Consider the following 20,874-nt stretch of genomic DNA (forward strand, 5'->3'; position numbering starts at 1 on the left):
ATGGATCCGGCCTTCACGCCGTCAGGCGGCACGCGACCAGCGGATGTCGCCGAGGCTCTCGCGGAAGGCGAAGCGGGCCAGGTGATCGGCCACGACATTCTCCAGGCGGGTGAGGTTGACCGGGTCGGCGCTGTCGATGCGCATCACGAGCGCGTCGGGCTCGGCGTCGAAGGTGCAGACGCGATCCTCGCCGAACGGCACGGTGCCATGCTGCGGGGTCGCCTCGACCTTGAACTTGTGGCTCCAGTGCCGGCAGAGCTGCTGCAGGTAGCGGCTCGCTTCCGTGGTCTGCACGCGGGCCAATGAGGTAGGCATTCCGTCGATCTCCAAATGGACGTGATTCAGCCTGTCGTTGACGGTTCGTCGCTCGATCTCGCAAGTGCGAGATAGGAAGGCTTCAGAGCAATTGCCATGCCGGTCTGCGACGGACAGTCCTTGCCGTTGCCGCTCAAAGTCTGGCTGCCGCGTTAGCAGATGCTTAACGCGGTGGTCGGCCCCCGCGGATGACCGCAGGCCGTGTCTGTCCTGCACCGGCCCCGGTGCCGAATTATGGCGCGGCGCACAAATTTTCAGGCCCGGATCCGGGCGCGTGCCCGTGCTCGGCCAGAGCCGCGGTAAGGATTTTGCCGGGGTTGAGCCGGTGCTCGGGATCCAGGGCGTCCTTGAGCCGCCGCATCAGGTCGAGACCGACCGGATCGCCGTAGCGCGCCAACTCCTCGCGCTTGATCAGGCCGACCCCGTGCTCGGCCGCGATCGAGCCGCCAAGGTCGTGCACGATGTCGTGGACGATGCGGTTGAACCGGGCCCACTGCGCCAGAAAATCCGCCGCCGGCATGTCGATGGGCTGCGACAGGTTGAAGTGGATGTTGCCGTCCCCGAAATGGCCGAAGCCGCAGGGGCGCAGGCCCGGCATCTCTGCCATGCAGGCGGCGCCCGCCCGCTCCAGGAATTCGGGCAGGCGGGACAGAGGGACCGAGACGTCGTGCTTGATCGAGGCACCCTCGCGGGTCTGCGCCTCGGGCACGCCCTCGCGCAGCCGCCAGAGGGCGTCGTTCTGGGCGCCGCTCGCGCCGATCACCGCATCGGCGACTAAGCCGGCGGCCAGGGCGTCGCCCAGGGCGGCTTCCAGCGCAGCCTGCATGTCGGCCTCGGGCCGCGCCGAGGCAGCCTCGATCAGCGCATAGGCGCCGTGCGCGCCGGCGAGCGGCGGGACCGTCCCCGGGACGTGCCGAAGGACCAGTTCCAGCGCGAAGGGCGGCAGGTACTCGAAGGCCGTCAGATCCCGATCGAGCCGCCCGCGCAGAGCCACGAACAGGTCGAGGGCGGCCTGTGCCGAATCCAGGCCCACGAAGGCGACGCTGGTGCTGCGCGGCTTCGGAAACAGCTTCAGCACCGCCGCGGTGACGATGCCGAGCGTGCCCTCCGAGCCGATGAAGAGCTGCTTGAGATCGTAGCCGGCATTGTCCTTCCGGAGCGCCCGAAGCCCGTTCCACACCCGCCCGTCGGCCAGGACGACCTCCAGCCCGAGCACGAGATCGCGGGCATTGCCGTAGGCCAGCACCGCGATGCCGCCCGCATTGGTGCTGATCCCGCCGCCGATCCGGGCCGAGCCCCGCGACGCGTAGGAGAGCGGGAACAGCATGCCGGCGGCGTCGGCGGCCTCCTGGACCGCCTGCAGGATCATCCCGGCCTCCACCGTGATGGTGGCGTCCACCGGATCGACGGCGCGCAGCCGCGTCATCCGCTCCAGGGAGAGCACCACGCCGCCCTGCGGGATGCCGCCCCCGGTGAGCCCGGTATTGCCGCCGAGGGGCACCACCGACAGACCGGCCTGCGTACAGGCGCGGACCGCGAAGGCGACCTCCTCGGTTGAGCCCGGCCGCAGCACCGCCACGGCCGAGCCCGTGAACAGCTTTCGGGTCTCGGTCAGGTAGGGGGCCAGATCCTCCGGCCCGGTCAGGACGTGGCGTGCCCCGAGGCCGTCGCGCAGCACGGCGAGCAGGGTGTCGTGGGTGGTCGTTGCCGGTGTCATCGCAAAAATTTTGTAGACCAAGATGCGCTCTCGGCAACCGGCCGTATGGCGCATGGCGGCAGGCACCTTACAACGGTCGCATCGCTCGCGGGCAGCGCCTGCCCGAACCCGGACGTTCCACCGCAGAGGCCGAGATGCTGTCCGTCATCCAGAACCCGCCCCGCACCGCGCTCCCGATCGTCGGCAGCAGCGACCTGTTCCCGGTCCGCCGGGTGTATTGCGTGGGGCGCAACTACGCCGCCCATGCCCGGGAGATGGGGGCCGATCCGGACCGCGAGCCCCCGTTCTTTTTCATGAAACCCGCCGACGCGCTGCAGATCGTAGGCTCCGAGCCGACGCCCCACCCCTATCCGTCCAAGACCAGGAACTACCACTTCGAGGTCGAGATGGTGGCCGCGCTCGCGGGCGGCGGCACCGATCTTCCGGTCGAGGACGCGCTTGACCACGTCTACGGCTACGCGATCGGTCTCGATATGACCCGGCGTGACGTTCAGGACGAGGCCAAGAAGCTGTCGCGGCCCTGGGACACCGCCAAGGCGGCCGATGGTTCGGGCCCGATCGGCGCCCTGCACCCGGTCTCGCTGGTGGGCCACCCGGCGCGGGGGGAGATCACCCTGTCGGTGGATGGGCAGATCCGCCAGAAGGGCGACCTCGGCGACATGATCTGGTCGGTGGCCGAGCAGATCGCGTACCTCTCGGGCTACTTCGCGCTGCAGCCGGGCGACCTGATCTTCACGGGCACGCCGTCTGGCGTCGGCCCGGTCGAGCGCGGCCAGCGCATGGTGGCGGCGATCGCCGGCCTCGGCGCCATCACCCTCGACGTCGTCTGAAACGCCACGGACCGACATGCTCCTCGACCGGCGGCTGCTGCGGCGCCTGTTTCACCTCGGCGCGCTCGCCACGCGGGGCATGACGCTCGGCGTCCGTGGGATCGCCATCGATCCGCTGGGCCGCGTGGCGCTGGTGCGCCACACCTATGTCAGCGGCTGGCATCTGCCCGGCGGCGGCGTCGAGCGCGGTGAGACCGCCGCAGAGGCGATGATCCGCGAGTTCCGCGAGGAGGCGGAGATCGTCCCGGAGGCGCCGCCGCGTCTCGTCGGCCTCTACCGGAACGTCGTGGCCGCCCCCCGCGATCACGTGGCTTTGTTCGTCCTTCCGGCCTTCACCGTGCTGCGGCCCAAGGCGCCCGATCGGGAAATCGCCGCCTGCGGATTCTTCCCGGCCGACGCGCTCCCCGAGGGTACGACCCGCGGCACCCGCGCTCGCCTGGAGGAGCTGCGGCAGAGCCTCCCGCAGGACCCGAATTGGTGAATCGTCACGATCGGGCAAAGAGACGCTTGCGTCGCCCGGCGGAATGGTGTTTAGAGAGCGCCGCCGGGGGCCGCCGGCACGAAAGTCCGGGCGGCACGGTGAGTGAGCGGGTGTAGCTCAGGGGTAGAGCACAACCTTGCCAAGGTTGGGGTCGAGGGTTCGAATCCCTTCGCCCGCTCCAGTTTTCCCAACCAGACGAACGATTCACAAGGCCGCAGCTCTGCGGCCTTTGTCGTTTCCGAGGTCCGTCACGGCGGGCGAACCGAGCGGTTCCTTCGGATCCGTACGCGGCGTTGAGGCGTCCGCGGCGAACACGACCACGATGTCATCCAGGGCCCGGACTCGATCCCGGCGCGGCTCGGCGTGCGCTTGACCGCGGGCTGTTCGCCCTTGCGGCCGGTTCGGCGCCACCGCTTCCTCCGGTGTGCGCCCCGTCCACGCACCATCCGCCGAGTCGCAGAACCGACCGCAGCCGCAGATGAAAGGTTCTCTCCCGACGGGGTGCTCCGTAAAACACCGAACTCGGATCATGAGAAACAAAAGTTTTTCATGCCTTTGACGTCCCTTCTCATCGATCGATAGGATGCGACAGTGCATTCGCAAACAAAATTGTTTGCGCAGCATGCGCCAGATCTTCGCGGCGGATGAAAGTCTTTCCTGGGTTCGAGCCGATTTCGAAGCGATGGCATCGTCTGCCTCACTCTTGATCTTCCGCGTGCAGTCGCTCCTCGGGCAGGTCGTGCCCCTGCGCCACCGGAGCGTCGTGCGTCGACCGTCTTCGGCGGCGTCCGGTGTGCTTGCGTGCGGGGTGGAGGCGGCGGAGGCCACCGCACTCGCTGTCGAGGGGCTGACGCTCGCCTTCGGCGGCGCCGTCGCCTTCGAGGCGATCGACCTCACCGTTCAGGCCGGTGAGATCCACGCGGTGATCGGTCCAAACGGGGCCGGGAAATCGTCCCTCATCAACGCGATCAGCGGGCTCTACGCGCCGCAATCCGGCAGCGTCCGGATCGGCGCGGCGCGCTTCAGCCGCGTCCCGGCGCATCGCCTCGCGGCCTTGGGGGTGGCGCGTACGTTCCAGAACCTCGCCCTGTTCAAGGGGTTGAGCGTGTTCGAGAACGTCCTGTCCGGGCTCGCGGGCGCGCAGCGGGCCGGGCTCGCCGCGCAGATGCTGGGGTTGCCGCAGGCGCGGCGCGAGGCACGCGCGCAGCGGGAGCGCGCCGCGGACGTGATCGCCCGCCTCGACCTTGCCGGAGTGGCGGACAGGCCGGTCGGCACCCTGCCGTTCGGGGTTCAGAAGCGGGTGGAACTCGCCCGCGCCCTCGTCGCCCGTCCGCGCCTGCTGCTGCTCGACGAGCCCATGGCCGGCATGACCGCCACCGAGAAGGCTGAGATGAGCCGCTTCATCCGCGAGGCGCGGGAGAGCCTCGGCAGCGCCATCGTGCTGATCGAGCACGATATCGGCGTGGTGATGCGCCTCTCGGACCGCGTGACCGTGCTGGATCACGGGCGCCGCATCGCCCACGGCACACCCGCGCAGGTGCAGGCGAACCCGGCGGTCATCGCCGCCTATCTCGGCCTCGCGGACGAGCCGGAGGCCGAGGCGGCATGAATCCCGATCTCGCCTTCCTCGTCGAAGTCATCGTCGGCGGCCTGCTCTCGGGGGTGATGTACACCCTCGTGGCGATCGGCTTCGTACTGATCTACAAGACATCGGGCGTGCTCAACTTCGCGCAGGGCGCGATGGTGCTGTTCGCGGCGCTGACCTTCGTCAGCCTCGTCGAGCGGGGCCTGCCCTTCCCGGCGGCCGTCGCGGCGACGCTCGCCGTGATGGTCGTCGTGGGCCTCGCGGTCGAACGGGCTGTGCTGCGCCCGCTGGTGAACCAGCCGCCGATCACCCTGTTCATGGCGACGCTCGGGGTCGCCTACGTCATCGAGGGCGCCGCGCAACTCGCCTGGGGCACGCAGGTCCACGGGCTCGACCTCGGCATCGACGACACGCCCCTCGAATTCGGCGGCGTGCTGGTGAGCCTGTTCGACCTGTTCGCGGCCACCGTTGCGGGCCTGATGGTGGCGCTGCTGACTCTGTTCTTCCGCTATACCCGCACCGGGCTGGCCTTCCGCGCGGTGGCCGACGATCCGCTGGCGGCGCTCAATGTCGGGCTTCGCCTGCCGCGGATCTGGTCGGCGGTGTGGATCGCCGCGGGCATCGTCGCCCTGGTGGCGGGCCTCCTCTGGGGTGCCCGGCTCGGGGTGCAGTTCTCGCTCTCCCTCGTCGTGCTCAAGGCCCTGCCGGTCTTGGTGCTGGGCGGGTTCGATTCGATCGCCGGGGCCATCGTGGCGGGGCTGATCGTCGGCGCCGCCGAGAAACTCGCGGAGGTCTATCTCGGCCCCTTCGTCGGCGGCGGCATCGAGGGCTGGATCGCCTACGTCGCGGCGCTCGCCCTCCTGCTGATCCGGCCCTCCGGTCTGTTCGGCCAGCGCAGCGTGGAGCGGGCCTGAGCGATGACGACGGCGATCGCCCTGTCGGCCAAGCCCAGGAATCTTTCCGGCCCCGTCGGGGTGGCTGTCCTCCTCGCAACCGCCTTCGGTCTCGTTCCGCTCGTCGGCAGCGATTACCTGTTCGAGGCGATCCTCACGCCGTTCCTGGCGCTCGCCCTCGCGGGGCTCGGACTTAACCTGCTCACCGGCTATGCGGGCTTGCTCTCGCTCGGCTCGGCGGCCTTCATGGCGGTCGGCGCCTATGCCGCGTTCAACCTGTCCCTGCGGGTGCCCGGCCTGCCCCTGCCGGTCTCGATCCTGGGGGCGGGGCTGGTCGCGGCGGCGGCCGGCCTCGTGGCGGGCCTGCCCGCCCTGCGGCTGCGGGGCTTCTACCTCGCGGTCTCGACGCTCGCCGCGCAGTTCTTCGTCGCCTGGGCTTTGAACCGGATCGGCTGGCTGTCGAACGACAGCCCGTCGGGCGTGATCAACGCCCCGCGTCTCGTGGTGGCGGGCCTGTCCTTCGAGGATGCCCGCGGGCGCTACCTGTTCTCCCTCACGGTGGTCGCGCTTCTGACCGTCGCGGCGTGGCGGCTGGTGCGCTCGCCGACCGGGCGCAACCTCGTGGCGATCCGCGATCAGGAGATTGCCGCACGGATCGTCGGCGTGAAGGTGGCACGCACCAAGCTCCTGGCCTTCGCACTCTCCTCCTTCGTGGTCGGCATCGCCGGGGTGCTCTGGGCCTTCGCCTATCTGCGGACCGTCGAGCCGGCGGGGTTCAACCTCGACCGCTCCTTCCAGATCCTGTTCATCGTCATCATCGGCGGCCTCGGAACCCTGCGCGGGGCCTTCCTCGGCGCGGGCTTCATCGTGGTGCTGCCGCTGGCGCTCTCCCGCCTCGGCGCCGTCCTCCCGGGCGACGGCTTCGATTCCGGCACGCTGGAGATGGTGCAGCGCATCGTGCTCGGCGCACTCATCGTCGCGGTGCTGATCCGCGAGCCGGCCGGCCTCGCAGCCCTCCTCGACCGCGCCGGGCGCCGCCTCCGCCTGCCGGCCTGATCCCGTTTCCTCTCGATCCCCAAGGAGCCTCCATGCCCCGCAAGACCCCGATCCGCGCCCTGCTCGCCGGCGCCGCCCTGCTCGCCCTCGGCGTGAGCGCCTCGGCCGACGAGCAGTACTTCCCGCTCCAGAGCTACCGGGTCGGACCCTACGCGGCCGGCGGCACCGGGTTCTTCGGCGGGTTCATCGACTACCTGAACCTCGTCAACAGCCGCGACGGCGGCGTGAACGGGGTGAAGCTCACCTGGAGCGAGGGCGAGACCCAGTACGAGGTCGAGCGCGGCGTCGAAGTCTACGAGCGGCTGAAGTCGCGGCCGGGCATCGCGGCCTGGAATCCGCTCTCGGTGGGGATCGCCTACGCGATGATCGACCGGATCACGGCCGACAAGGTGCCGCTGATCACGATCAATCACGGCCGCACCGACTCGACCGACGGACGGGTGTTTCCCTACGTCTTCCCGCTGCTGCTGAACCCCTACAGCGAGACCTCCGGCATCGTCGAATATCTCGCCACCCGGGAGGGCGGGCTCGACAAGCTCAAGGGCAAGACGATCGCGGTGCTCTATCACGGCTCGCCCTACGGCAAGGAGACGATCCCGATCTACGAGTTGCTGGCCAAGCGCTACGGCTTCAAGATCGAGCAGATCGAGGTGCCGCATCCCGGCAACGAGCAGCAATCGCAATGGCTCACCATCCGCCGCCTGCGGCCCGATTACGTGGTGTTGCGGGGCTGGGGCGTGATGAACCCGGTGGCGCTGAAGACGGCGCAGAAGACCGGTTTTCCCGCGGACCGCATCGTCGGCAACGTCTGGTCGAACTCGGAGGAGGACGTGATCCCGGCGGGCGAGGCCGCGAAGGGCTACGTCGCCGTCACCACCCAGGCGTCCGGCGCGCAATATCCGGTGATCCAGGAGATCATCGGCAGCGTCTACGACAAGGGTGCGGGCAACCTCGCCGACCGGAAGCGGATCGGCAGCGTGTACCACAATCTCGGGGTGCTGAACGGCATCCTGAACGTCGAGGCGGTGCGGATTGCGCAGGCCAGGTTCGGTCACCGGACCCTGACCGGCGACGAGGTGCGCTGGGGCTTCGAGCACCTGCGCCTCGACGAGGCGCGCGTGGCGGCCCTCGGCGCCAAGGGGCTGTTCCACTCGATCAACGTGACCTGCGCCAACCACGAGGGCGAGGGTCGCGTCACCTTCCAGCAATGGGACGGCGCGAAATGGACGGTCGTCTCCGACTGGATCAAGCCCGATTGGGCGTCGCTGCGTCCGATCATCGAGGCCTCCGCGGCGACCTACGCCAAGGAGCGCGGCCTGACTCCGCGGGACTGCGCCGCCGAGGAGCAGGCGGATGCCCGTGCCGGCCAGCGCGCCTCGGCGGAGGCGAAGTGACCGCGCAACCGGACCAGGACCTCCTGCGCGTCGAGGCGCTGGAGGCGGTCTATGGCGGTGGCGTGCGGGCCCTCTCCGGCGTCGACCTGAGCGTGCGCGCGGGCGAGATCCTCGCCCTGGCCGGTTCCAACGGCGCCGGCAAGACCACCTTGCTCCGGGCCGTCTCCAACCTGCTGCCCGCCACCGGCGGCCGGATCACCGCCGGGCGCGTCGTCTATGCCGGCCGGGACGTGGCGCGCACCCGCACGGACGTGCTGGTGCGCCTCGGCCTCGTCGGCGTCCTGGAGGGGCGGCACTGCTTCCGAAGCCTCAGCATCGCGGAGAACCTTCTGGCGGGTGGTCTCGGGCGCGGGTCGAGACCGGCCGAACTCCGCGCCGACCTCGATCGGGTCTATGCCCTGTTCCCGCGCCTCGCGCAGAAGCGCGCGCTGCCCGCCGGCCTCGTCTCGGGCGGCGAGCAGCAGATGGCGGCGATCGGCCGGGCGCTGATGGGACGTCCGCGCCTCCTCGTCCTCGACGAGCCCTCCATGGGCCTCGCCCCGCGGATCACCGAGGAGATCTATCGCATCCTCGTCGGGCTCAACCGCAGCGAGGGCCTGACCCTGCTGGTCGCCGAGCAGAACGTGGCCCTCGCCCTGCGCCACGCCCATCGCTGCGTCGTGCTGGAGACCGGCCGCTCGGTGCTGGAAGGACCCGCCGACGTCCTGCGCGCCCGGGACGACATCCGCGCGGTCTATCTCGGTCTGGGCCCCTCGTGCGCTGCCGTCGATAGGGTCGTCGTCCCGGCTTGAGGGCGGCGCGGTGAACGGCATCGCGCCGTCCGACCCTGTGACCGATCAGGCCCGCCGCAACAGACTCGGCGAGCGGAAATCCGAGCCGCGGCTCTGGGAGGCGCGAGGCGACGACACCCGCTGATCCGCCTGCCGGATCTGCTCGATCAGCTGAGGCTTGGCGTAGTAGTAGCCCTGGGCGCAGCGGATCTGCGTGGCGCCGAGCAGGTAGGCGACCTCCTCGTAGGTCTCGACGCCCTCGGCGACCACCGACATGCCGAGCGCCATCCCGAGCGATTCGATCGCCTTGAGGACGATCTGGCTGCGGGGGCGCTTGTCGATGTCGGTGATGAACGACCGGTCGATCTTCAACTCGTCCGCGGTGATCTCCGCGAGTGCCGCGAGCGACGAGTAGCCCACGCCGAAATCGTCGATCGAGACCCGGGCACCGATCGCCCGGATGCGCGGCAGGACCTCGCGCTGGAAGCGGCCCTTGGTGAAGAAGGCCTCCTCGGTCAGCTCCAGCACGAAGCGCCGGGCGAGGCCCGTCGCCCCGAGGGCGTCGCAGAAGGCCGACATGAACGACACGTCGCAGGCCTGCTTGGCGGCGATGTTCAGGCTCACCGTGACATCCGGTCCGAACACCTCGTCGATGTCCGGCATGGTCTGCACGGTCTCGCTCAGAACCTGCAGGGTGATCTCGTTGATGAGGCCGAGTTCGATCGCCAGCCCGATGAAGTCGCCCGGCGCCTGGATCATCCCGAGCTCGTCCCGCCAGCGCAGCAGGACCTCGACGCCCATCACCGCGTGCGTCCGCATGTCGACCTTCGGCTGGAAGGCGCAGCAGAAACACCGGTCGCGGATCGCCAGCCGCAGGCGCTGCTCCACGGCCATGCGGGCGGTGGCGGCGTGGCTCATCGTCTCCTCGAAGACGCTGACGCCGCCTTTCACGCCGTCTTTCACCCGGTACATGGCGTTGTCGGCCTGCCGGTGCAGGATCTCGTAGGTCGTCCCGTGCTCCGGGAACAGGCTCAGGCCGATCGAGGCCGAGGCGAAGATCTCGTGGTCGTCGATGAAGAACGGCTGTTTCAGGCGGTCCGAGATCTCGAGCACCGCCGCCAGGGTGACGTCCCGGTCAGTGACCGGGTTGAGCAGCAGCACGAACTCGTCGCCGCCGATCCGCGCGAGCATGTCGCTCGGGCGCAGGGCACTCCGGATCCGGTCGGAGACCTTGCGCAGCAGGGCATCGCCGGCGGCGTGGCTGTAATAGTCGTTGATGTGTTTGAAGTTGTCGAGGTCGATGAAGGCCAGGGCGAACCGGTCGTCCGGACCGGCGCCGACGATGAGTTCCTCGATGCTCTGCTCGAACATCGTCCGGTTCGGGAGCCCCGTCAGTGCGTCGATATAGGCCTGCGCGATCAGGTCACGCTGAATGACGTGATGATGCGTGACGTCCGTGAGGGTGGTGAGCGTGTAGGGGGCCGCTTCGGTGCCGACGGGCTGCGCCTGCGCCTCGATGACGCGATCACCGACCTCCTGGATGATCGCCGCGTCGGGGCTGTCGAACGCGCTCGCGGAGAGTTCGTCGATGGCCCCCGACCCGAGCGTGCGGGCCGCGGCGTTGGCCAGGATGCAGAGCCCCCGCTCGTCATGGACCACGATTCCGACCGGAAGCGCCTGGATGGCGGCTTCCAGAAGGCTCTGCCGTTCTCGGGACGCGGACGTGCTCACGTCAGCCCTGCTGCCAGAGCGTCTTGGATGCGCGCAGGCCCACTTCGGCGGAGGCGTCGCCGGCCTCCAGGGGGCGCCGGAGCAGGCGGCGATGCACGTGGTCGAGGGCGGCGCCGTGACCAGCCTCGGCGCCCGGTTCCCGGAGAAGGCGGGCGCTGGCCGAGGCGTCCGCATCGAGACCGCCGGCCTTGCTCATGGTTGCCCCGCGCCAGCGCTCCACGACCGCGCCCACGAAGGCCGGACCGGAGATCGCATCGGCGTGATCGGAGACGCGCCCGCTCATGTCGTTGCGCGGCTGGCGCTCCGGGGGCAGCGCGGTGAACTTCATCCGCACCGGCATCGGCACGCCCTCACCGAAGGCGATGACCTCACCGGTGCCGAGCGACGGCACGAAGGTGAGCAGATTCACCGCATCGGAGACCGCCGCGGCCAGGAAGGCCTGATCGCGATCGTTGGTCATCCGCATCGCGAAGAGGGTGCTGCACTGCGACATGATCGTCGGATCGAGCTCGGCCGGGCGCTGGGTGACGAGGCCCAGATAGACGCCGTGCTTGCGGCCCTCACGGGCGATTCGCGACAGGGCGCGACGTGTCGGGGTGAAGCCGATGGAGCGGTCGGCGGAGGCGTAGCGGTGAGCCTCCTCGCACACGAACAGCAGCGGGATCGCGCCCTCGCTCCAGATGCCGAACTCGAAGGCGAGGCGGCACAGGACGCACACCACGGCGTCGACGACTTCCATGGGCAGCCCGGCAAGCTGCATGATCGTCATCGGGCGTCCGTCCGGATCGAGCCGGAACAGGTGCCCCAGGATCTCGCCCATCATGTCGCCGCCGACATTGGCGTTCTCGAACATGAAGCCGTAGCGCGGATCGTTGCGGATCGCCTCGATGCGCGTGATCAGGCGGTGGTAATGCATCCGCCCGACGCGGTTCTCGAGGCGGCCCATCCGCTCGTCGATCAGCGCGATCAGGTCCTGCAGCATGTAGGGGACCGGCGTGTCGACCGTGTAGCCGGAACTCTTGCCGATGCTGCGCTTGACGATCTGCCGGTCACTCGCCTCCTTGTACTGGGCGTACTTGCTCTTCGCGAGGGGAATGACTTCCGCGAGAATCTCGATCTCCTCGTCGACGGGCGAGCGGCCGCCATAGATGACGTCGGCGATCTCCTCGAGGTTGAAGAGCCAGAAGGGCAGCTTGAGATTGCGCGGGCTGATGACGCTCGCCTGATCGCCGAAACAGGCCGCGTACTCGTTGTGGACGTCCAGCAGGAAGATGCGCACCGATTGCTGGGCCCGCATCACCTGATCGAGGATCACGGCGACGCCGCTGGACTTCCCGACACCGGTCGTGCCGAGCACCGCGAAGTGCTTCGTGAGCAGATCCTCGACCTTGATACAGGCCGGCGTGTCCGGGTCCTGATAGAGCGCTCCCACGGCGGCCATGTGCGCGGCGGAGACCTGATAGAGGATCCGCAGATCGCCCGCGGGGAGCAGCTCGACCGCATCCCCGATGGCGGGGTAGCAGGTCACACCCCTCTGGAACCGCTTGGTGCCGCCATCCGACAGGATCTCGCCGACGAGGTCGATGCTGGCATAGGCGCCGGTCTGACGCGCGCGGTCGCCGCCCGACGACAGCGTCGTGATGATGCCGATCAGAAGTCCGGTGCCAGCCTCGATCCGGACGAAATTGCCGACGGTCGCCCGCACATTCGGCCGGCCGTTCTGCCCGGCAAGTTCGAGATGGACCTTCGATCCTTCGATGGACGTCACCGAACCCATGCGTGCGGCCGAAACCGCGTCCCGGTCGATTGCCTCACCGTTCAACATCACGTGTGTCCGAGCCCACCACCTTAACGTGTTTCCATGATGAGGGCCGTCGATTAACAATCCGACAAAGACAGGGTTGAGACTATGCGATGATTAATCGTTCCTTCCGCAAATATACTATAGACGATGGAGTATGGCGCCGGCCATAATTCCGGCCTCATGTCCCGTCGTGCGGGCACGTACGCCAGGTGTATTTCGCGTCAATAGCTGCACGCAGCGATTGTATCGCGCCGCGTGACGGGCTCCGGCGAAGCCAGGATCGGTGCGGCGGCGCGGTGATCGGTCGCGGCGGGGAGCGTGTTCGCCGGCGCTGCTGCGCGTCTCACGCGCCCTGCGGCTCGTTGAAATGCTCGCGCTTCCAGCACTCACCCGAGATGCGCGCGCCGTTCGAGGTCATGAAGGCGTAAGGTGAGGCCTCCACGACGGCGCCGCTGCGGGTACGGATGATCCAGCGGTAGCCGTCCGCGCAGGGGACGATTTCGACCGAATGGGTACGGGATATCTGCATCGACATGCCCCCTTAACGTGCCAGGCGGCGCTTCCGCTCCGGGCGCTCGATCCGTAAGGTTAGCGGGACCCGCTGCGTTGCATCCGCGGCGGGCAGCGCCCTGTCATGGGAACGCGCGACGCTGTATCCCGTTCGACCTGCGAGCGGGCCGCCTGAGACCCGCGTGAACGAGTTGGGACGCGGCATGGCAATCAGGGCGTTGAACGATCGGAAGAAGCTGTCGAACGACTTCAACGAGGCGAACGACGCCTTCATCGACGAGGTTCTGAGCGCCCTTCAGTCGGACAAGATCCCCCTGGATCTGGCCCGCGCCTACCTCGCGCATCCGGTCGCGATGATGCACACCGATGGCGCCCAGGCGGTGGCCGATTATTTCGAGCGCATGCTGGCCCAGCGGCCCAACATCGACTGGACGCCCGGAAATTGATCGGCCCAGGCTCGGAGAGGAAGCGCGGATGACCGCCGACGAGATCCAGGATCTGAATCGTGCCCGGGCCGCGCTGGCACGGCAGCGAAACGCCATCGCCCGCCGGATCGGCGGCCTCGACGTGGCGCCGATTTCCATGTCCGAGGACCTGACACGGACCCTCCTGGCCATCGAGGCCGTGGATCGCGCCCTGGTCGATGCCGGTCAGCCGCATGTCGATATCGGTCCGCACCCGGAGGCGTAGCCGACGGCGCTCCGGACTTACAGGCCCGGCGACGCTGATTCGCGCCGTCCCTTGCTCCCTGCTCCCGCACGGGCGTAGAGGCTCGCCTGACCGGAGGAGACACGACGATGACCGACCGCCTGCCCGGCTTCAACACACTCGCGATCCACGCGGGCGCCGCACCCGACGCCGCCACCGGCGCGCGGGCGACGCCGATCTACCAGACCACCAGCTTCGTGTTCGACGATGTCGACCACGCCGCTTCGCTGTTCGGGCTGCAGGCCTTCGGCAACATCTACACGCGGATCACCAACCCGACGAATGCCGTGCTGGAGGAGCGCATCGCCGCCCTCGAAGGCGGAACCGCCGCGCTTGCCGTCGCCTCCGGCCACGCGGCCGAGTTCCTGACCATGCACGCGCTGATGCAGCCGGGCGACGAATTCGTGGCGTCGAACAAGCTCTACGGCGGCTCGATCAACCAGTTCAATCACGCGTACAAGAACTTCGGCTGGTCGGTCGCCTGGGCGGACAACGACGATCCGGCCTCGTTCGAGGCGGCCATCACCCCGCGCACCAAGGCGATTTTTTGCGAATCCATCGCCAATCCCGGCGGCGTCATCACCGACCTCGCGGCCCTTTCGCAGATCGCCAAGAAACACAACATCCCGCTCGTCGTCGACAACACCATGGCGACGCCGTACCTGATCCGGCCGTTCGAGCACGGCGCCGACATCGTGGTGCATTCGGCGACCAAGTTCCTCGGCGGCCACGGCAATTCGATCGGCGGCCTGATCGTCGACGGCGGCACGTTCCAATGGGCCGGTGACGCCCGCTATCCGATGATGAGTGAGCCGCGGCCGGAATATTCCGGGATGGTGCTGGCCGAGACCTTCGGCAATTTCGGCTTCGCGATCGCCTGCCGGGTGCTGGGCCTGCGCGACCTCGGCCCGGCGCTCTCGCCCTTCAACGCCTTCCTGATCCTCAACGGCATCGAGACCCTGCCGCTGCGGATGCAGCGCCATTGCGACAACGCGCTGACGGTCGCCAAGCACTTGGTCCAGCACCCGGCGGTGTCGTGGGTGAGCTACCCGGGCCTGGAGACCGATCGCTACCACCAGCTCGCGAAGCGCTACACGCCGAACGGGGCCGGTGCGGTCTTCACCTTCGGGTTGAAGGGCGGCTACGAGGCGGGGGTGAAGCTGGTTTCGAATCTCCAGCTGTTCTCGCACCTCGCCAATATCGGCGACACGCGCTCGCTGATCATCCACCCGGCCTCGACGACCCACCGCCAGCTCACCGACGCGCAGAAGACCGCCGCGGGAGCGGGACCCGACGTGGTGCGCCTGTCGATCGGGTTGGAGGATCCGGCGGATCTGATCGAGGATCTGGATGGGGCGCTCAGTGCCTGAGGGGTGCTACTTGCCGCCGAAGCGAAGCGACTCGCAGCGTCGATCGCCTTGCGGTTGACGGCCGCGCAGCCAAGCCGCCAGCCACGACCCGTCAGGACCGTGGCTGGCAAGACGCTCAGAACGCCTCAGCCTCCAGCGCCATGGTGCTCTCCGCCCCGGCCTTGATCCGGGTGAGCCGCAGGCCCGTCTCCGGCAGCATCCGCTCCATGAAGAACCGGCCGCCCGTGAGCTTCGACTCCCAGCGCGGGGAGGGCGCCGCGGCCTGCTTGGCGAGCGCGGCCTTGGCGATCCGGCCCCACATGTAGCCGAGGGCGACGAGCCCGAAGAGGTGCATGAAATCGGTGGCGCCGGCGCCGGCATTGTCGGGCTTCGAAAACGCGTTCTGCATCAGCCACATCACGGCGCCCTGGAGATCGTTCAGCCCGGCCTGGAGCGGCTTGACGAAGGGCGCCATCGCCGGATCCTCGCCGTGATCCTTCACGAAGGTCTGGACCTCGCCGAGGAAGGTCATCATCGCCCGGCCGCCATCCTTCGGCAGCTTGCGACCGATCAGGTCCATCGCCTGGATGCCGTTCGCGCCCTCGTAGATCATGGCGATGCGGGCATCGCGCACGAACTGCGACATGCCCCATTCCTCGATATAGCCGTGGCCGCCCAGCAGCTGCTGCGCCTCGACCGCGTTGGCGAAGCCGCGATCGGTGAAGACACCCTTCACCACCGGCGTCATCAGGCCGAGATAGTCGTCGGCCGCCTGTCGCTCCTTGGCGTCCTCGGACCGGTGCAGGATGTCGGCCTGCAGCGCGGTCCAGAGCATCAGGGCGCGGGCCGCCTCGTTGAAGGCGCGGATCTGCAGCAGGGTCCGGCGCACGTCCGGATGGACGATGATCGGATCGGCCGCCTTCTCGGGCGCCTTGGCGCCGGTCAGGGCGCGCCCCTGGAGCCGGTCCCGCGCATAGGCGGCGGCGTTCTGATAGGCGACCTCGGACTGACCGAGGCCCTGCACGCCCACGGCGAGCCGCGCCTCGTTCATCATCACGAACATCGCGTTGAGGCCGCGATTCTCCTGGCCGACCAGCCAGCCGGTCGCCCCGTCGTAGTTCATCACGCAGGTCGCGTTCCCGTGGATGCCCATCTTGTGCTCCAGGGAGCCGCAGGACACGCCGTTGCGGGCGCCGAGCGACCCGTCCGGGTTCACCAGGAATTTCGGCACCACGAACAGGGAGATACCCTTCGTGCCGGCCGGCGCGCCCTCGATCCGCGCGAGGACGAGATGCACGATGTTCTCGGCGAGGTCGTGCTCGCCGGCCGAGATGAAGATCTTGGTGCCGGTGATGCTGTAGGAGCCGTCGCCGTTCGGCGCGGCCTTGGTCTTGAGGAGACCCAGATCCGTCCCGCAATGCGGCTCGGTGAGGTTCATGGTGCCGGTCCAGGCACCCTCGACCATCCTGGGCAGGTAGAGCGCCTTCTGATCCTCCGTGCCGTGGACCAGCAGGGCCGCCATCGCGCCCTGGGTCAGGCCCGGATACATGCCGAAGGCCAGATTCGCCCCCGAGGCGAATTCCTGAATGGCCGTATTGAGCGTGTGCGGCAGACCCTGCCCACCATACGTCTCGGGTACGGAAAGGCCCATCCAGCCGCCGCGCGCGTAGGTGTCGTAGGCGGCCTTGAAGCCGGTCGGCGTACGCACGCTGCCATCGGCCTCCCGGCGGCAGCCCTCGAGATCGCCGGTCCGGTTCAGCGGCGCCAGCACCTCCTCGGCGAGCTTGGCACCCTCGCGCAGGACCGCCTCGACGACATCGGGGGACGCGTCGGCGAAGCCCGCGAGATTGTCCCGCGCATGGAAGCCCAGCACGTCGGAAAGCAGGAACAGCGTGTCGTCGACCGGTGCGCGGTACTGCGGCATCGTGAGGCCTCCCCCGTCTGCGCGGATCTCTCGGTGCGATCCGCTTTCAGCAGCCCATGTAACCGCTCCGCGCGCTGCGGAGCAACGGCTCAGGCCCGTCGCGCACGCGGCTGACGCCGGATGGTCAGGGGACTTGTGTCGGCGCGTCGCCGCCTCCGGCGTCACGCGAGCGCTCTGCGCCGCCATCGAGACCGCTTCGGCATCAGAGAGTGCATCGAAACAAAGGCTTAGGGCGGCCTCGAACTGCTTTGTGTCCGGCAACGGCGCTAAATCCGTTCCGATTACCAAGTCAGAACACCCTTAACCTCGTGTTTACCAAGAAAGTTAATGATCGCCCCCGAACGATCCGGGGCGCGTTCCGTGGAGACCCATTTGGGCGCCGCACACCGGTTTGGACGACGCACGCTGCCGACCACAGGCCCCCGATGACCCGCACCGCGATGCCGCAGCTCGACAGTTTCGATCCCGAGGTGCTCGACGCTGCCCGCGACGTCGCCGCGCGGGCGGGGGTCCCGCTCGAGACCTGGATCGCCTCGGTCGTGCCGCAGCCGCAAGCCGGACTCCCCGGCAATCGCCGCCAGCGTCGCCGCCTCCGGGCCGAGCAGCTCGACCGGGCCGCGCGGCCGGAGGCCGCCGTCCGCGCCGAAGCCGGGATCGACCGGATCGGCGCCCACCAGACGAATCCCCCGGCAGAGGATCGGCCGGCGCCGGTCGCAGAAACATACGGCGAGGGCTTCGCCGCGCTGATGAACCGGCTCGACGGCCTCGACCGGACGCTGGACGCGGAGCGGCGTGAAGCGCAGATCGCCGAGGCGCGGCGTCTGGCCGAGATCGAGGCTCGGATCGAGCGCGCCCTGAACGCCGCCCCCGTCCAGCAGGTCACCGAGCGGCTCGGGGACATCGAGCGCCGCATGTCGCAGCTCGGCGAGCAGGTCGCCGCGACGCGTCAGCCCGGACGGCGGTCGCGCCCGGCGCCGGCCGATATCCGCAGCGCGGTGCAGGACATCCGCCAGCGCCAGCGGGAGCTGTCGGAGGCTGCCGGCGACGCCGCCGCGCCGCCCGCCGATGGCGGCGTCGTCGCGAGCATGCGCCAGGACCTCGCCCGCCGGCTGGAGGCCCGCACCGAGGACGCCGCCGCGACCTCGACGGCCCTGTCCGAGCTCCAGCTGGAGACCGTTCGCCTGCGCCAGGCCATCGATCAGCTCGCCACGAGCCGCGACGTCGGTGCCCTGGAGCAGGCCGTCACCGCGCTCACGAGCGGCCTCGGGCGCGCCCAGGTCGGCACCGATCTCACCGCGATCGCGGCGCCGATCGAGGAGATCCGGCTACAGGTCGAGCGCCTGGCCGAAGAGGTCGCCGAGAATGTCCATGCCCGTGTCGCGGAGGATGTCCGCCGCCTGGCCAAGCGGCTCGACGCTGTCGCGGCAACCGGTCCGACGGATCCGGAGGGGCAGACCCTCGCCGCGTTGTTCGCGGAGCTCGACGCGATCCGGCAGCTGATCACGGCGCTCGCCGATCCGGAGCGGATCCAGAGCCTCGCGAACAGCCTGCAGGTCGTCAGCGCCCAGGTGGTGCAGCTGCAGCGTATCGGGGCCGGCCCGGATCTGCGCCCGCTGCTGGAGGAGATCCGCGGCGAGGTGAAGGTCGCCGCGCCCGCGGCGCTCGCCGAGCAGATCCAGGCGCTGGCCGAGAAGGTCGATCACCTCTGCGCACGGCAGGAGCGGTCGGAGGCGATCGACGCGGCGGCCCAGCCTCAGCCCGGCGAGATGGCCTCCATCCAGGCCATGCTCCACACCCTGGCCGAGAAGGTGGACGAAGCCAGCGAGCATGACGGCCTCGATGCCCTCGAGAAGCAGGTGATGACCCTGGCCGACCGGCTGGATACGCCCCATGGCGGCGATCCCGCGCTGGCGGGCCTCGAGCGCACCATGGGCGATCTGCTGGCGCAGGTCGCCGCGCTCCGGGACGCGGCGCCGAGCGAGGCCGTGGTCGAGCGCGCCGCCCGCAACGCGGTCGCGCAGACCCTGAGCGGGGCCGGCATCGCCGCGGATTCGGGCGAGATCGGCCTTCTGCGCGCGAGTCTCGCCGATATGCAGGCGCGGCAGGCCGCCTCGGATCAGCGCCTGGGCGCCACGCTGGAAGGTGTGCAGACCGCCCTCGAACGCCTTCTCGTCCGGCTCGGCCCGGCGGACGCGGCGGATCCGCGGGCTCCCTCCCTCGGCGCGCGCCTGATGTCGTCGACGAGCCCGGAGGTGACGCTCACCGCCGCCGACGTGAACCCGGCCGGCCGCCCGGTGGGACCCGAGGCCCCCGTGCGCGCCGACGACTTGCTGGAACCCGGGAGCGGGAGGCCGGTGCGCGCGCCGCGCGGCGGCCGCGATGCGCCAAGCCGCCGGGCCGCCAAGGATCCGCAGGCGGAATCGGCTCCCCTTCGGCCGCGAGTCGAGCCCGGCGCCGAGAGCGATATCAAGACGAGCTTCATCGCGGCGGCGCGCCGGGCCGCGCAGGCCGCGCAGGCGGAGCTCGCCGCCGAGGCGCCGACCGACCGCCGGGACAGCCGCCCCACCAAGTCCGCGACCGCGCTGGCGACGGACGAGCCGGGCCGCCTGAGCCGCCTGCGAAGCGAGATGGACCGGCGGCGTCGGCCGCTGCTGCTCGGGCTCGCCGCGATCGTCCTGGCGCTCGGTGCCCTGCAGACGGTCAAGCTGCGCGCCCCGGCCGAGCCCCGCCCGGTCGTCGCCGGGAGCCAAGCCGTGCCCGCGGGCAGCGAGGCGGCCGGCGATCCCGCGAAGGCCGCTGCCGGATCCGGGTCCGGCGGGGCTGCCAAGGAGGTCGCAAAGGACGCCACCAAGGAGATTGCCAAGGTGGCCGGAGCCGAGGGCTGGACGGATGCGCCGGGTGCAAAGCCGCCGGTGACCGATCCGACGACCACCCAGGCCTTGCCGAACCCGGTTCCTGCCGAAGCGCGCGCGTCCGGTGCGAAAGCCGCCCTGCCGCAGGTCGCGGGGATGAACACCCTGCAGGCCGATCTCGGCGGCGTGCCGCCCGGCCTCGCCAAGGTGAAGGCGGCAGCCCTCGACGGCGACGGCACGGCGGTCTGGGATCTGGCGGTCCGGGAAGCCGACGGCCGCGGCATGCCGCGCGACCTCGCGCTGGCCGCCAAGCTCTTCGAGAAGCTGGCGGCGGCGGGCTACGCCCCGGCGCAGTATAAGATCGCCGGCCAGTACGAGAAGGGGGCCGGCGTGGTCCGCGATCTCGACAAGGCGAAGCTCTGGTACGGCCGCGCCGCCGAGCAGGGCCATGCCCGGTCGATGCACAATCTCGCGGTGATCTTCGCCGAGAACCCGGCCGCCAACGGCAAGCCGGATTTCGCCTCCGCGGCCTCCTGGTTCCGCCAGGGGGCGGAATACGGCGTCCGCGACAGCCAGTACAACCTCGGCGTGCTCTACGCCCGCGGCATGGGGCTGACGCAGGATCTGGTGCAATCCTACGCGTGGTTCGCGGCCGCCGCCGCGCAGGGCGACGACGACGCGGCCAAGAAGCGCGACGACGTGGCTAACAAGCTGAGCACCGCCGAACTCGCCAGCGCGAAGTCCCTGGCGGCCTCGTTCAAGCCGCGAAAGATTGACGCGGCGGTCAACGAGCCGCCGAGCCCGAAACCCGGTGTCACCGCCCCGATGTCGCTGCTCGGCGCTCCTGCGCCAAGCTCCGTCGCTTTCACGGCCGCTCCGAAGCGGTCCTAGCGGGGTTTCGTCGGAGCGCGGCGCCGGAGAATCCGAGCTTGACCGCGCTCCCGCGATGCGGGAA

General features: G+C 69.5%; 17 protein-coding genes and 1 tRNA gene. 12 read left to right on the plus strand and 6 right to left on the minus strand.

All coding sequences use genetic code 11. From position 1 onward, the window contains the following. Positions 1 to 21: 21 nt before the first annotated feature. Together FVE89_RS06255 and FVE89_RS06260 are read right to left on the minus strand one after the other, a co-directional pair. Entirely contained in the window at positions 22 to 315 is a 294-nt protein-coding gene (locus FVE89_RS06255; RefSeq protein ID WP_160533178.1) for a DUF2218 domain-containing protein, read from the minus strand. Between the two features lie 232 nt (positions 316 to 547). After that, positions 548 to 2,032, minus strand: a complete 1,485-nt coding sequence (locus FVE89_RS06260) for an FAD-binding oxidoreductase (RefSeq protein ID WP_160533179.1) — start codon at positions 2,030 to 2,032, stop codon at positions 548 to 550. Between the two features lie 134 nt (positions 2,033 to 2,166). Here FVE89_RS06260 and FVE89_RS06265 point away from each other — a divergent pair, with 134 nt between their 5' ends. The 8 genes from FVE89_RS06265 to FVE89_RS06300 all read left to right on the plus strand — a co-directional run bounded on the left by FVE89_RS06265 (position 2,167) and on the right by FVE89_RS06300 (position 9,062). After that, positions 2,167 to 2,862: a fumarylacetoacetate hydrolase family protein gene (locus FVE89_RS06265; protein WP_160533180.1), complete on the plus strand. Its 696-nt coding sequence runs from the start codon at positions 2,167 to 2,169 to the stop codon at positions 2,860 to 2,862. 16 nt (positions 2,863 to 2,878) lie between these two features. After that, the gene (locus tag FVE89_RS06270; RefSeq protein WP_160533181.1) at positions 2,879 to 3,343 is read left to right on the plus strand and encodes an NUDIX domain-containing protein; all 465 of its coding nucleotides are present in this window, start codon (positions 2,879 to 2,881) and stop codon (positions 3,341 to 3,343) included. Between the two features lie 106 nt (positions 3,344 to 3,449). Next, positions 3,450 to 3,524 (plus strand) — tRNA-Gly (locus FVE89_RS06275). A gap of 501 nt (positions 3,525 to 4,025) precedes the next feature. Beyond that, entirely contained in the window at positions 4,026 to 4,952 is a 927-nt protein-coding gene (locus tag FVE89_RS06280; RefSeq protein WP_160533182.1) for an ABC transporter ATP-binding protein, read from the plus strand. Continuing rightward, complete coding sequence (locus tag FVE89_RS06285) at positions 4,949 to 5,842, plus strand: branched-chain amino acid ABC transporter permease (RefSeq protein ID WP_160533183.1); 894 nt, start codon at positions 4,949 to 4,951, stop codon at positions 5,840 to 5,842. Before FVE89_RS06280 ends, FVE89_RS06285 begins: the two co-directional genes overlap by 4 nt. 3 nt (positions 5,843 to 5,845) lie before the next feature. Further along, complete coding sequence (locus FVE89_RS06290) at positions 5,846 to 6,877, plus strand: branched-chain amino acid ABC transporter permease (RefSeq protein ID WP_160533184.1); 1,032 nt, start codon at positions 5,846 to 5,848, stop codon at positions 6,875 to 6,877. Positions 6,878 to 6,909: 32 nt separating this feature from the next. Further along, on the plus strand, positions 6,910 to 8,271 hold the full coding sequence (locus FVE89_RS06295) for an ABC transporter substrate-binding protein (protein ID WP_160533185.1): 1,362 nt from the start codon (positions 6,910 to 6,912) through the stop codon (positions 8,269 to 8,271). Further along, a complete protein-coding gene (locus tag FVE89_RS06300; protein WP_160533186.1) occupies positions 8,268 to 9,062 on the plus strand; it encodes an ABC transporter ATP-binding protein in 795 nt (264 codons plus the stop codon). The genes FVE89_RS06295 and FVE89_RS06300 overlap by 4 nt, the downstream gene beginning before the upstream one ends. Positions 9,063 to 9,107: 45 nt before the next feature. Here FVE89_RS06300 and FVE89_RS06305 read toward each other — a convergent pair whose 3' ends face one another. From FVE89_RS06305 to FVE89_RS06315, 3 genes are all read right to left on the minus strand, one after another. After that, entirely contained in the window at positions 9,108 to 10,772 is a 1,665-nt protein-coding gene (locus tag FVE89_RS06305) for an EAL domain-containing protein (RefSeq protein ID WP_160533187.1), read from the minus strand. A gap of 1 nt (position 10,773) precedes the next feature. After that, on the minus strand, positions 10,774 to 12,597 hold the full coding sequence (locus FVE89_RS06310; RefSeq protein ID WP_160533188.1) for an ATP-binding protein: 1,824 nt from the start codon (positions 12,595 to 12,597) through the stop codon (positions 10,774 to 10,776). A gap of 322 nt (positions 12,598 to 12,919) precedes the next feature. Further along, a complete protein-coding gene (locus tag FVE89_RS06315) occupies positions 12,920 to 13,105 on the minus strand; it encodes a hypothetical protein (protein ID WP_246730518.1) in 186 nt (61 codons plus the stop codon). A 184-nt stretch (positions 13,106 to 13,289) separates the two neighbouring features. On the opposite strand from FVE89_RS06315, the gene FVE89_RS06320 reads away from it, so the two are divergent. The 3 genes from FVE89_RS06320 (at position 13,290) to FVE89_RS06330 (ending at position 15,164) form a co-directional block, all read left to right on the plus strand. Further along, complete coding sequence (locus FVE89_RS06320) at positions 13,290 to 13,532, plus strand: hypothetical protein (RefSeq protein ID WP_160533190.1); 243 nt, start codon at positions 13,290 to 13,292, stop codon at positions 13,530 to 13,532. A gap of 28 nt (positions 13,533 to 13,560) precedes the next feature. Continuing rightward, on the plus strand, positions 13,561 to 13,776 hold the full coding sequence (locus FVE89_RS06325; RefSeq protein WP_160533191.1) for a hypothetical protein: 216 nt from the start codon (positions 13,561 to 13,563) through the stop codon (positions 13,774 to 13,776). A 107-nt stretch (positions 13,777 to 13,883) separates the two neighbouring features. Next, complete coding sequence (locus tag FVE89_RS06330) at positions 13,884 to 15,164, plus strand: O-acetylhomoserine aminocarboxypropyltransferase (RefSeq protein ID WP_160533192.1); 1,281 nt, start codon at positions 13,884 to 13,886, stop codon at positions 15,162 to 15,164. 115 nt (positions 15,165 to 15,279) lie between these two features. Here FVE89_RS06330 and FVE89_RS06335 read toward each other — a convergent pair whose 3' ends face one another. Next, the gene (locus tag FVE89_RS06335; protein WP_160533193.1) at positions 15,280 to 17,067 is read right to left on the minus strand and encodes an acyl-CoA dehydrogenase C-terminal domain-containing protein; all 1,788 of its coding nucleotides are present in this window, start codon (positions 17,065 to 17,067) and stop codon (positions 15,280 to 15,282) included. A gap of 425 nt (positions 17,068 to 17,492) precedes the next feature. Here FVE89_RS06335 and FVE89_RS06340 point away from each other — a divergent pair, with 425 nt between their 5' ends. Then, positions 17,493 to 20,810 (plus strand): SEL1-like repeat protein, encoded by a 3,318-nt coding sequence (locus FVE89_RS06340; protein WP_160533194.1) that lies wholly within the window; start codon positions 17,493 to 17,495, stop codon positions 20,808 to 20,810. The last annotated feature ends 64 nt before the right edge of the window (positions 20,811 to 20,874 follow it).

This window comes from Methylobacterium sp. 2A, assembly GCF_009806555.1.
Taxonomy (GTDB): Bacteria; Pseudomonadota; Alphaproteobacteria; order Rhizobiales; family Beijerinckiaceae; genus Methylobacterium.

Coding starts and splice junctions, on each gene's coding strand:
- FVE89_RS06330 (WP_160533192.1), top strand. CDS start 13,884: ATGACCGACCGCCTGCCCGGCTTCAACACACTCGCGATCCACGCGGGC.
- FVE89_RS06340 (WP_160533194.1), top strand. CDS start 17,493: ATGACCCGCACCGCGATGCCGCAGCTCGACAGTTTCGATCCCGAGGTG.
- FVE89_RS06260 (WP_160533179.1), bottom strand. CDS start 2,032: ATGACACCGGCAACGACCACCCACGACACCCTGCTCGCCGTGCTGCGC.
- FVE89_RS06270 (WP_160533181.1), top strand. CDS start 2,879: ATGCTCCTCGACCGGCGGCTGCTGCGGCGCCTGTTTCACCTCGGCGCG.
- FVE89_RS06325 (WP_160533191.1), top strand. CDS start 13,561: ATGACCGCCGACGAGATCCAGGATCTGAATCGTGCCCGGGCCGCGCTG.
- FVE89_RS06280 (WP_160533182.1), top strand. CDS start 4,026: ATGGCATCGTCTGCCTCACTCTTGATCTTCCGCGTGCAGTCGCTCCTC.
- FVE89_RS06315 (WP_246730518.1), bottom strand. CDS start 13,105: ATGCAGATATCCCGTACCCATTCGGTCGAAATCGTCCCCTGCGCGGAC.
- FVE89_RS06310 (WP_160533188.1), bottom strand. CDS start 12,597: ATGTTGAACGGTGAGGCAATCGACCGGGACGCGGTTTCGGCCGCACGC.
- FVE89_RS06335 (WP_160533193.1), bottom strand. CDS start 17,067: ATGCCGCAGTACCGCGCACCGGTCGACGACACGCTGTTCCTGCTTTCC.
- FVE89_RS06320 (WP_160533190.1), top strand. CDS start 13,290: ATGGCAATCAGGGCGTTGAACGATCGGAAGAAGCTGTCGAACGACTTC.
- FVE89_RS06295 (WP_160533185.1), top strand. CDS start 6,910: ATGCCCCGCAAGACCCCGATCCGCGCCCTGCTCGCCGGCGCCGCCCTG.
- FVE89_RS06290 (WP_160533184.1), top strand. CDS start 5,846: ATGACGACGGCGATCGCCCTGTCGGCCAAGCCCAGGAATCTTTCCGGC.
- FVE89_RS06255 (WP_160533178.1), bottom strand. CDS start 315: ATGCCTACCTCATTGGCCCGCGTGCAGACCACGGAAGCGAGCCGCTAC.
- FVE89_RS06265 (WP_160533180.1), top strand. CDS start 2,167: ATGCTGTCCGTCATCCAGAACCCGCCCCGCACCGCGCTCCCGATCGTC.
- FVE89_RS06285 (WP_160533183.1), top strand. CDS start 4,949: ATGAATCCCGATCTCGCCTTCCTCGTCGAAGTCATCGTCGGCGGCCTG.